The organism is Streptomyces atriruber (assembly GCF_001418325.1).
Taxonomy (GTDB): domain Bacteria; phylum Actinomycetota; class Actinomycetes; order Streptomycetales; family Streptomycetaceae; genus Streptomyces; species Streptomyces atriruber.
Window position 1 is genome coordinate 1 of record NZ_LIPN01000004.1, and the last position, 10,579, is coordinate 10,579.

General features: G+C 71.9%; 9 protein-coding genes and 1 pseudogene. 4 read left to right on the plus strand and 6 right to left on the minus strand.

Going from position 1 to position 10,579, the window contains the following annotated elements; all coding sequences use genetic code 11:
- Positions 1-44: 44 nt before the first annotated feature.
- Positions 45-878, minus strand: coding sequence for an inositol monophosphatase family protein (locus tag AOK03_RS00490; RefSeq protein WP_055563090.1), 834 nt, complete (start codon positions 876-878; stop codon positions 45-47).
- Positions 879-897: 19 nt separating this feature from the next.
- Positions 898-2,025 carry a ferrochelatase gene (locus AOK03_RS00495; protein ID WP_055563082.1) on the minus strand — a complete coding sequence of 376 codons (1,128 nt, stop codon included), beginning with the start codon at positions 2,023-2,025 and terminating at the stop codon, positions 898-900.
- Between the two features lie 165 nt (positions 2,026-2,190).
- Between AOK03_RS00495 and AOK03_RS00500 the strand changes: the two genes are divergently transcribed.
- Together AOK03_RS00500 and AOK03_RS00505 are read left to right on the plus strand one after the other, a co-directional pair.
- Positions 2,191-3,435 carry an MFS transporter gene (locus AOK03_RS00500; RefSeq protein WP_055563083.1) on the plus strand — a complete coding sequence of 415 codons (1,245 nt, stop codon included), beginning with the start codon at positions 2,191-2,193 and terminating at the stop codon, positions 3,433-3,435.
- Positions 3,389-4,714 (plus strand): D-arabinono-1,4-lactone oxidase, encoded by a 1,326-nt coding sequence (locus tag AOK03_RS00505; RefSeq protein WP_055563084.1) that lies wholly within the window; start codon positions 3,389-3,391, stop codon positions 4,712-4,714. Before AOK03_RS00500 ends, AOK03_RS00505 begins: the two co-directional genes overlap by 47 nt.
- Before the next feature lie 25 nt (positions 4,715-4,739).
- On the opposite strand, the gene AOK03_RS00510 is transcribed toward AOK03_RS00505, so the two are convergent.
- Positions 4,740-6,038, minus strand: a complete 1,299-nt coding sequence (locus tag AOK03_RS00510; RefSeq protein ID WP_055563085.1) for a hypothetical protein — start codon at positions 6,036-6,038, stop codon at positions 4,740-4,742.
- Positions 6,039-6,511: 473 nt separating this feature from the next.
- Between AOK03_RS00510 and sepH the strand changes: the two genes are divergently transcribed.
- Positions 6,512-7,609, plus strand: coding sequence for a septation protein SepH (sepH, locus tag AOK03_RS00515; RefSeq protein ID WP_055563086.1), 1,098 nt, complete (start codon positions 6,512-6,514; stop codon positions 7,607-7,609).
- A 106-nt stretch (positions 7,610-7,715) separates the two neighbouring features.
- On the opposite strand, the gene AOK03_RS00520 is transcribed toward sepH, so the two are convergent.
- Positions 7,716-8,543, minus strand: coding sequence for a sulfurtransferase (locus AOK03_RS00520; protein ID WP_055563087.1), 828 nt, complete (start codon positions 8,541-8,543; stop codon positions 7,716-7,718).
- Between the two features lie 461 nt (positions 8,544-9,004).
- Between AOK03_RS00520 and AOK03_RS00525 the strand changes: the two genes are divergently transcribed.
- The gene (locus AOK03_RS00525) at positions 9,005-9,730 is read left to right on the plus strand and encodes a VOC family protein (protein WP_079074368.1); all 726 of its coding nucleotides are present in this window, start codon (positions 9,005-9,007) and stop codon (positions 9,728-9,730) included.
- Between the two features lies 1 nt (position 9,731).
- Here the strand turns inward: AOK03_RS00525 and AOK03_RS00530 are convergent, their stop codons facing one another.
- A complete protein-coding gene (locus AOK03_RS00530) occupies positions 9,732-10,394 on the minus strand; it encodes a thymidine kinase (RefSeq protein ID WP_055563089.1) in 663 nt (220 codons plus the stop codon).
- Positions 10,395-10,447: 53 nt separating this feature from the next.
- Positions 10,448-10,579 (minus strand): annotated as a pseudogene (locus tag AOK03_RS43685) (alkaline phosphatase family protein); the annotation flags it as partial.

Below are 10,579 nucleotides of genomic sequence, written 5' to 3' on the forward strand. Positions count from 1 at the left end.
TCGGGGCCCTTCCGTGTGGTTTCCCGGTCGTGGCCGGTGGTTTCTCAGTCGTGCCAGGCGCCGAGGTCCTCCAGGAGGCCCTGGAGCGTCTCGAAGAGGGCGGGCGGGGCGGCGATGGCCAGCTCGCCCGACAGGGCGTCTCCGGGGCGGCCACCGGTCAGCGCGCCCGCTTCCCGGGCGACGAGGTCGCCCGCCGCGTAGTCCCAGGGGTTCAGCCCCCGCTCGTAGTAGGCGTCGAGCCGGCCCACCGCGACGTCGCACAGGTCGATGGCAGCCGACCCGCCGCGCCGGATGTCCCGCACCTTCGGGATCAGGTGGCGCGCCACTTCGGCCTGCTGGGCGCGGCGCTCGGCGACGTAGCCGAAGCCGGTGCCGATCAGGGCCTGGTCGAAGGAGGGGGCGGGGCGCACGCGCGCGGGCACGTCGTTGATGTGGGCGCCCTCTCCGAGAACCGCGCGGTACGTCTCCCCGCGCATCGGGGCGTGCACGACCCCGACGAGCGTCTCGCCGTCCTTGCGGGCGGCGATGGACACGGACCAGTCGGGCCGTCCGTAGAGGTAGTTGACGGTGCCGTCGATGGGGTCGACGACCCACTGGACGCCGCTGCTGCCCTCGGAGCTCGCGCCCTCCTCGCCGAGCACGCCGTCGGCCGGCCTGCGCTCGGCGAGGAAGTCGGTGATCAGCTTCTCGGAGGCGATGTCCATCTCGGTGACGACGTCGACGGCGCTGGACTTGGTGGCGGCCACGCCCAGGTCGTCGGGGCGTCCGTCGCGCAGGAAGGTCCCTGCGCGGTGGGCGGCCTCCAGGGCGACGGCGAGGAGCTCTGCCTTGAGGCCGGTCGGTTCGGGCGAGCCGGTCGAGCCGGCCGGGTCGGTCACTTCGGTCACGGCGGGGTCCTTACGCGTACGGGCTGTCGGCGCCCGCGGCCGCGGGCTTCGGGGCGCGGGCCGGACAGCAGCCCACCGGGCACAGGTCGTGGCTCGCGCCGAGGGAGCCCAGGGCGCAGGGGGTCACGGGCGTGCCGCTCTCGGCGGCGGCCCGCTCCAGGACCAGTTCCCTGATCGCCGCGGCGAATCGCGGGTCGGCCCCGACGGTTGCCGAGCGGCGCACCGGAAGGCCGAGCTCCGCCGCCTTGGCCTCGGCCTCGGTGTCGAGGTCGTACAGGACCTCCATGTGGTCCGACACGAAGCCGATGGGGACCATGACCACCGCGGGGGCCCCGGCGCCGTGCCGCTCCTCCAGGTGGTCGCAGATGTCGGGCTCGAGCCACGGGATGTGCGGGGCGCCGCTGCGGGACTGGTAGACGAGCTGCCAGGGGTGCTCGACGCCGGTCTCGTCCTGGACGACGTCGGCGATGAGGCGGGCCACGTCCAGGTGTTCCTTGACGTACGCACCGCCGTCGCCGTGGTCCTCGACGGGGCCCGAGGCGTCCGCCGCGGCGTTCGGGATCGAGTGCGTGGTGAAGGCGAGGTGCGCGCCCTGCCGGACGTCGTCGGGGAGGTCGGCGAGGGACTTCAGGACGCCGTCGATCATGGGTCGCACGAAGCCGGGGTGGTTGAAGTAGTGCCGGAGCTTGTCGATCTTCGGCAGCTCCAGGCCCTCGGACTCCAGGACGGCGAGGGAGTCGGCGAGGTTCTCGCGGTACTGCCGGCAGCCCGAGTACGAGGCGTACGCACTGGTGGCGAGGACGAGGATGCGGCGGTGGCCGTCGGTGACCATCTCGCGCAGGGTGTCGGTCAGGTAGGGCGCCCAGTTGCGGTTGCCCCAGTAGACCGGCAGGTCAAGGCCGTGCTCCGCGAAGTCCTTGCGCAAAGCGTCGAGCAGGGCGCGGTTCTGGTCGTTGATGGGGCTGACCCCGCCGAACAGGAAGTAGTGCTGCCCCACCTCCTTGAGCCGCTCCTTGGGGATGCCGCGCCCGCGCGTCACGTTCTCCAGGAACGGGACGACGTCGTCCGGGCCTTCGGGACCGCCGAAGGAGAGCAGCAGCAGGGCGTCGTACGGAGTGGGATCCAGCGCATCGGACATGTATCCGATCCTGCCACCCGCCACCGACAGGCGGAAAACGGCCTCCGCCGTCCGGAAGAATCACGGTGCGCCGGGACCCGCGGGAGCCGTAATCTGTATCGGCCATCTTCATGCCTTACCGGGGCCCTCCTTGGGGAGCCGCTCCGGCGTTCCAGCGGAGTCCACGTGCCCAGCCCCTACCGCGCCATATTCGCCGCCCCCGGCACCAAGGCGTTCTCCACCGCCGGGTTCCTCGGCCGCATGCCGCTGTCGATGATGGGCATCGGCATCGTGACCATGGTGTCCCAGCTCACCGGGAGGTACGGCCTCGCGGGCGCGCTGTCGGCGACCGTGGCGCTGTCCGCCGCCGCGATCGGGCCGCAGATCTCCCGGCTCGTCGACCGGTACGGCCAGCGCCGGGTGCTCCGTCCCGCGACGCTGGTGTCCCTGGCCGCGGTCGCGGGGCTGTTGCTCTGCGCGAAGTTCGAGGCGCCCGACTGGACGCTGTTCGTCTTCGCCGCACTGGTCGGCTGCGTGCCGAGCGTGGGCTCGATGATCCGGGCGCGCTGGGCCGTGCTCTACCACGGCACCCCGCAGATCCACACCGCGTACTCCTTCGAGTCGGTGGTGGACGAGGTCTGCTTCATCTTCGGTCCGATCGTCTCGATCGGACTCTCCACGGTGTGGTTCCCCGAGGCCGGGCCGCTGCTCGCGGGCGCCTTCCTCGCCGTGGGCGTCTTCTGGCTGACGGCCCAGCGGGCCACCGAGCCGGTGCCGCACCCGCGCGAACACCACACCAGGGAGTCGGCGCTCCGCAGCGCGGGCCTTCAGGTGCTCGTCGCCACCTTCGTCGCGACCGGCGCGATCTTCGGGTCGATCGACGTGGTGACCGTGGCGTACGCGGAGGACCAGGGCCACAAGTCCGCGGCGAGCCTGGTCCTCGCCGTCTACGCGCTCGGCTCCTGTCTGGCCGGCGCGGCCTTCGGGCTCGTGCACTTCAAGGGGGCACCCGCCCCCAGGTGGCTGCTGGGTGTCTGTGCGATGGCCGTGAGTATGATCCCGCTTCAACTGGTCGGGAACCTTCTGTTTCTGGCCGTGGCGTTGTTCGTGGCGGGCCTCTCCATCGCGCCGACGATGATCACGACGATGGCCCTCGTCGAGCAGCACGTACCACGCGCGAAACTGACCGAGGGCATGACGTGGGTGAGCACGGGACTCGCGGTCGGCGTCGCGCTCGGCTCCTCCGCGGCCGGCTGGGTCATCGACGCCGCGGGATCGGGGGCCGGGTACGGGGTACCGGGGATCTCCGGGGCCGTCGCGGCCGCGGTCGGATTCCTGGGGTATCGCCGGCTGAAGCGGCCGGTTCCGCAACGGGGAGGGACCCATGAGCACGGGCACGGGCAGCGGGAAGAGCACAGCGACGTGGCGTAACTGGGCAGGCAACGTCACCGCACGACCGGCCCGGGAGGTCACCCCCGCCTCGGTCGACGAACTGGCGGCCGCCCTGCGCCGGGCCAAGGAGGACGGCCTGAAGGCGAAGCCCGTCGGCACGGGGCACTCCTTCACGCCGACCGCCTCCACCGACGGCCTGCTCATACGCCCCGACCTGCTCACCGGCATCCGCGGAATCGACCGCGCGGCCGGCACCGTCACCGTGGAGGCCGGCACCCCGCTGAAGCGCCTGAACGCGGCGCTCGCCCGCGAGGGCCTGTCGCTCACGAACATGGGCGACATCATGGAACAGACCGTCTCCGGAGCCATCAGCACCGGCACACACGGCACGGGCCGCGACTCGGCCTCGATAGCCGCTCAGATCGTCGGCCTCGAACTGATCACCGCCGACGGCACCGTCCTGACCTGCTCCGCCGACGAGAACCCCGACGTCTTCGCCGCCGCGCGCATCGGACTCGGCGCGCTCGGCGTGATCACCGCGATCACCTTCGCCGTGGAGCCGATCTTCTTCCTCACGGCCCGCGAGGAGCCGATGACCTTCGACAAGGTCACCGACGACTTCGACGCGCTCGTCACCGAGAACGAGCACTTCGAGTTCTACTGGTTCCCGCACACCGGCAGCTGCAACACCAAGCGCAACAACCGCAGTCCGGGCCCCGCGGCCCCGCCCGGCAAGGTCAGCGCCTTCGTGGAGGACGAGCTGCTCTCCAACGGCCTCTTCCAGGTGGTCAATACCCTGGGGCGGGCCGTCCCCGCCGCCATCCCCGGCATCGCCAAGATCTCCAGCAAGGCGCTCTCCGCGCGGACGTACACGGACATCCCCTACAAGGTCTTCACCAGCCCGCGCCGGGTGCGCTTCATGGAGATGGAGTACGCCGTTCCGCGCGAGGCCCTCGTGGCGACCCTGCGCGAGCTGAAGTCGATGGTGGACCGCTCGCGGCTGCGGATCAGCTTCCCCGTGGAGGTCCGCACGGCGCCCGCCGACGACATCACGCTCTCCACGGCGTCGGGCCGGGAGACCGCGTACATCGCCGTCCACATGTACCGGGGCACGCCGTACCAGGCGTACTTCACGGCCGCCGAGCGGATCTTCACCGCGCACGAGGGGCGGCCGCACTGGGGCAAGGTGCACACGCGCGATGCGGAGTACTTCGCCAAGAAGTACCCCCGCTTCGGCGAGTTCACCGCCCTGCGCGACCGCCTCGACCCGGACCGGCTGTTCGGCAACGACTACCTGCGTCGGGTCCTCGGCGCCTGACCATTCCCCCGGCGCCGAGCCACCTCTACGGAGTGGGCGTTCCGCCCTGCTGGGGGTCGGAGCCGGTGCCCGAGCCCTTCGACGGGGTGGGCGTCGGGGTCGGAGTGGGCGTGGGCGTCGGGTCCGTCTTGGAACCGTCGTCTCCGGAGTCGGAGCCGTCGCCGTCGTCCTTGCCCTTGTCCGGATCGGTGCCGTTGTCCTTGCCCGTGTCGTCCTTGGAACCGGAGTCGGTGCCGTTGCCCGTGCCGTTGCCCGAGGTGCCGCCGTCGGTTCCGTTCGGGTCCTGCGAGGCGTTGTCGCCACCCTCCTGGGAGCCGTCACCGGTGCCCGACGTGCCGTCGCCGGACGGCTGCCCGGAGGGCTCGTCGACGGGGGTGGACTGCTTCTGCGGAGAGGAGTTGCGCCCCGAGACACCGTTGCTGATCGTGGTGCCCTCGCCGCCGCTCAGGTCCTTGCCGGAGACCAGCTCGTACGTGGTGATGCCCGCCATGGCGACACCGAAGACGACGGCCGCGGCGATCAACGGCCGCTTCCAGCTGCGGATCTGCGTGCGGTGGGTCGTGCCCTCGGTGAACTCGTCCGACGGGAGCGGAGGTTCGAAGGCGGTCGTGGGCGCCGTCCCCTGGGCCGGGCCCGCGGTGCGGAGCACGCGCGTGGCGTCGTCGCGCGGCAACGCCTGCGTGGGGTCGACCACCCCGAGGAACTGCGTCCTCTCGGCGTCGGCGCCTGCCCCCGCGGAGGGCAGCATCGTGGTGGGGTCCGCGTCCCCCACGGACGGCAGCATCGTCGTGGCATCCGCGTGGCCCGCGGGGGGCGGCACCGTCGTGGGGTCCGTTCCCGCTGCGGGCAGCACCGTGGTGGGATCCGCGTCCGCGGCCGTCGGCAACAGCGAGGTCGCGTCCGCCCCGGCGTCCGGGGCGGACGCCTGTGGTCTGCCCCACGTCGTGGTCACCGGCCCCGTCGCGCCGATGGCGCCCGTATAACCCGTATGAGCGGAGGTTCTGAAGGTCTCGGGCACCTGCGCCGCGGCCGAAACCGGGACCTGTCGCGCCTTCGGCTTGGCCTGCACCGTGACGTCACGTATCTGCTCGCCCGTGCGCCTGAAGAAGTGCTGGAAGACAGTGCCGCCACAGGTCGCGATCGCGCTCACGACACCGGCGCCGAGGATCGTTCCGTAGACACCGAGGTTCGAGGCGAGCTTCGCCGCCACGACCGCGGCGATGGCACTTCCCGCCACCTGCGGCACGCTCAGATCGAGGCGCCGCTTGCCCTCCGGCTCCTCCTGGTCCTTCGACTCCTTGCCGGAATCCGGCTTTTCACGCATCTCCGACCCTTGCCTGCCTTTCTCGACCGACTACACGAGACAGGGACGTATGGGCGAAGCGATTAGTTCCGTTTCTGGTGTTTCCGTGAAGTGCGCCACCTGGACGCGAGCGGCGCCGGGCAGGGCGAGGCAGGGGCGACCGCCAACTCCCGTCCTCCCCGAGAAGTTCGGCGGCGCGGCGGTCCACCCGCATGGCCCGAATGGAGTACTGTTGCGAGCCCTGGGTCCGGTCTCCCGCCAGGGTGCCCGGGGCCTTCCAGGACCGCCGGGTGGGGGGCTCGCTGCACAGGGTGACGAACGTCGTCACTTAGCGTTGCGAACAGGTAACCGTGCCATAACGGCGATCCAGGGCCCCTGCCCGACACGCCGGGCAACTCGGCAAGGTTGTGGCAGGCTGCACCCGGGCAGGCCACACTCGACTAGCGGAAGCAGCGACGCACGTGACGTCGGCAGGCACCACCCGGGAGGTCCCCATGCCCGAACTGCGTGTCGTGGCCGTCAGCAACGACGGCACACGGCTGGTGCTGAAGGCTGCGGACAGCACGGAGTACACGCTTCCGATCGACGAACGGCTGCGTGCGGCCGTCCGCGGCGACAGGCCCCGACTCGGACAGATCGAAATCGAGGTGGAGAGCCACCTCCGCCCCCGCGACATCCAGGCACGTATACGTGCCGGTGCAAGCGCGGAAGAAGTGGCCCAGCTCGCGGGCATCCCGGTCGATCGCGTCCGCCGCTTCGAAGGGCCAGTGCTCGCCGAGCGCGCCTTCATGGCGGAGCGCGCCAGGAAGACCCCCGTTCGCCGTCCCGGCGAGAACACCGGACCCCAGCTCGGCGAGGCCGTCCAGGAGCGACTGCTGCTGCGGGGCGCCGACAAGGACACCGTCCAGTGGGACTCCTGGCGCCGTGACGACGGCACCTGGGAGGTCCTGCTCGTCTACCGCGTCGCGACCGAGCCGCACTCCGCGTGCTGGACGTACGACCCGCCCCGGCGGCTCGTCCAGGCCGTGGACGAGGAAGCGCGTTCGCTGATCGGCGAGACGGACGACATCGCCGCGCCCGAGCCCAGCTTCCCGTTCGTGCCGCGCATCGCACGGCTCCCCCGGGACCGCCCGGCGGACCGGCCGCTCGACCGCGCCCTGGACCGTCAGCTGGACCGCCCGAGCATCCCCGCCCCGCCCGCCGATCCCCCGGAGGAGGGCATCGGAGCGGGCGCCGCGGTGGCCGAGCAGGAGCGCGACTCCCTGACCAGCCTCCTGGAGGCGGTGCCCAGCTTCCGCGGCGACATGGTGGTGCCCGAGCGCCCCTCGGCCGCCACCGCGGAGCTGCCGCCGGCCGTCACGGAGGAGCCCGAGCAGGAGCCGGACGCCGAGGAGCCCCCGGCGGCATCGGCCGGTGCGGGCGCCGCCTATGCGGATGTGCTCATGCCGCGCTCGGTGGCGAGCCACCGCGACCGTCTCGTCGGCTCCACCGACCGCCAGGCGGAGGCCGACGGCGTGCGGCCGGGCCGACGCGCGGCGGTCCCCAGCTGGGACGAGATCGTCTTCGGCACCCGCCGCAAGAAGCAGGAGTAGCAGCGGGCAGTTGTCGGACGAGGGGACCCGCACCCAAGGGGTGCGGGTCCCGTTCGCGTTCTACTGCGGGTCCTGTCAGCGCCCTCCTGCGGGTCCCGTTCGCGTTCTACTGCGGGTCCGCGCCCGTGGCCACGGGCCGCGCGGGGTCGGCCGACCACTCCGACCACGAGCCGACGTACAGCGCGGCCGGAATCCCCGCCACCGCGAGGGCGAGCACCTCATGGGCGCTCGAGACGCCCGAGCCGCAGTAGACGCCGATCTCCGCGGTGTCGGCGGCGCCCAGCCCCTTGAAGCGGTCGGCCAGCTCTGCTGCGGGCCTGAAGCGGCCGTCCGGAGCGACGTTCTCCGTAGTGGGCGCCGAGACCGCGCCCGGGATGTGTCCGGCCACGCTGTCGATCGGCTCGATCTCGCCGCGGTAGCGCTCGGCGGCGCGGGCGTCCAGGAGCAGGCCGGAGCGGGCCAGGGCCGCGGCGGAGTCCGCGTCCAGCAGGTCCTTGCTGTTCGGAGCCGGTTCGAAGGAGCCCTCGGCGGGGGCCGCGCCCGCGCCCTGCTCCAGCGGTCCCGCCCACAGTCCGATGCCGCCGTCAAGGACACGAACGGACGCATGCCCCGTCCAGCGGAGCATCCACCACAGACGTGCCGCCGCCCAGTTCTGGCCACCGTCGTACACGACGACGTCCCGGTCCCGCGAGACCCCGGCCGCCCTCATCACGGCACCGAAGCGACCCACGTCGGGCAGGGGGTGCCGCCCTCCGGAGCCGGCGGGACCGGCCAGGTCAGCGTCCAGGTCGACGAAGACCGCCGTCGGAATGTGCCCTTCCTCGTACGCGGAACGCAGGGAGCCCTCGTGGTGCCAGCGGACGTCGAGCACGACCGGCGGGTTCTCGCCCGCCAGCTCGCTCGCGAGTTCGGATGCGGAGATGATGGCATTCATGGCCCCATCCTTGCGTACGGGGTAGTCGCGCCGCCGAGGTCCGGCTACCCTGCTCCGCCGGACACCGCCCGAACACGGGGCGTATGGAACCATGCACGCCCTGTTCGATGGATCGACACCGCTCAGCAATCGCACGTTCACGGATGAGTAGCCAGAAATCGGGCATCTTCCGCGGGAAGCCGGCCACTGCGGCGCGGCCGGGGCGCGCGGCGCGACAGGCGGTGCGAGCATCTGCACGGGCTGGAGAGTCCGCGCGGCTATCGGACGCGCATTCGAATGAGAACCGAGCGGCCGACACGGAGGCCGAGGAGAGGGTGACGATGACCGAGGCGCGGGCGAATGGGGCCTCCCCCGATCAGAGCTCGTCAGGACAGAGCTCGTCGGACCCCTTCGGGAAAGTGCGGCAGGACGGCGGGGGGACCGGTCGGCACAAGCCCGGTACACCCTGCTGGGTGAGCCTGATGACGCGCGACCTGCCCGCGACCCAGGAGTTCTACGGGTCACTCTTCGGGTGGGAGTTCCGTCCGGGCCCGGAGCAACTCGGCCCGTACGTGCGCGCCCTGCTCGACGGCCACGAGGTGGCGGGCATCGGCCGACTGCCCGCCGACCGCCACCTGCCCATCGCCTGGACGACCTATCTGGCGACGGACGACGCGGACGCGACGGCGGAGGCGGTGCGCCACTGCGGCGGCACGGTCGGCGTCGGCCCGCTCGACGCGGGCGAGGCGGGGCGGCTGGCCATCGCGTCGGACCCGACGGGCGCCGTGTTCGGCCTCTGGCAGGCGGCGGCCCATCGGGGCACCGAGGTGGCCGGCAGGCCCGGCACGGCGACCTGGAACGAACTGGTGACGCTGGAGACGGCCGGTGTCGTCAAGTTCTACCAAAATGTCTTCGACTGCACCGTGGAGGCCGTCGTCTCGGCGGACTTCGACTACGTGACGCTGCATGTGGACGGCCGGCCGGTCGCCTCCGTGCACGGCCTGGGACAGGCGCTGCCGCGCGACCGGGGGCCGCACTGGATGACGCACTTCGAAGTCGCCGACGTGGACGAGGCGGTGGAGCGGGTGGCCGAGCTCGGCGGCCACGTCGTCAAGCCCGCCTGGGAGGGCTCCTACGGACGGATGGCGACGGTCGCGGACCCGGAGGGCGCGGTCTTCACCGTCGTGCGTTCACGGGCGGACGCCTGAGTCAGGCGCGGGCGGCGACCGTGTCGACCGGCAGCACGTCGGGCGACAGGGCGCCCGCGCGTGCGGTCGCCGCCGTCGTCCTGCGCCGGTGATGGCGACGGCACAGCACTTCGTAACCCACCTCGTCCGGCGCCTGGTTGACGTCCCCGACCACCACCTGAGCACCCTCGACGACCATCTCGCCGCCTATGGTGCGCGCGTTGTGCGTGGCGCGGGCGCCGCACCAGCACAGGGCCTCGACCTGGAGCACCTCGACACGGTCGGCGAGCTCGACCAGGCGCTGAGAGCCCGGGAAGAGCTTGGAGCGGAAGTCCGTGGTGATGCCGAAGGCGAAGACGTCCAGGCCGAGGTCGTCGACGACCCTGGCGAGCTGGTCGATCTGGTCCGGGGCCAGGAACTGCGCCTCGTCCGCGATCACGTAGTCCGCGCGGCCGCCCTGTGTCAGGTGGTCGACGAGGTGGGCGTAGAAGTCGAAGTCGTCCGCCGCCTCGATCGCGTCGGTCACGAGGCCGAGCCGGGAGGAGAGCTTGCCCTCGCCCGCGCGGTCGTCCCGCGTGAAGATCATCCCCTGGAGTCCGCGGGCCGAGCGGTTGTGCTCGATCTGCAGAGCCAGCGTGCTCTTTCCGCAGTCCATCGTTCCGGAGAAGAACACCAGCTCGGGCATGGGGAGTTGAGAACCTTTCGGGGCGGGCGGGGAGACGGGCGGGCGGCGCCCGGTCAGGAGCGTACTTCGAGGAGCGGGACGAGCTGCTCGACGGGGGTCATGGAACCGTGCATCCCGACGAGGGCGGACTCCTTGGGCTCGCGCTCCGAGGCGATGATCGCCACGTCGTCGTGGGCCGCCGCGAC

Coding starts and splice junctions, on each gene's coding strand:
- AOK03_RS00495 (WP_055563082.1), bottom strand. CDS start 2,025: ATGTCCGATGCGCTGGATCCCACTCCGTACGACGCCCTGCTGCTGCTC.
- AOK03_RS00505 (WP_055563084.1), top strand. CDS start 3,389: ATGAGCACGGGCACGGGCAGCGGGAAGAGCACAGCGACGTGGCGTAAC.
- AOK03_RS00510 (WP_055563085.1), bottom strand. CDS start 6,038: ATGCGTGAAAAGCCGGATTCCGGCAAGGAGTCGAAGGACCAGGAGGAG.
- sepH (WP_055563086.1), top strand. CDS start 6,512: ATGCCCGAACTGCGTGTCGTGGCCGTCAGCAACGACGGCACACGGCTG.
- AOK03_RS00520 (WP_055563087.1), bottom strand. CDS start 8,543: ATGAATGCCATCATCTCCGCATCCGAACTCGCGAGCGAGCTGGCGGGC.
- AOK03_RS00525 (WP_079074368.1), top strand. CDS start 9,005: ATGACGCGCGACCTGCCCGCGACCCAGGAGTTCTACGGGTCACTCTTC.
- AOK03_RS00530 (WP_055563089.1), bottom strand. CDS start 10,394: ATGCCCGAGCTGGTGTTCTTCTCCGGAACGATGGACTGCGGAAAGAGC.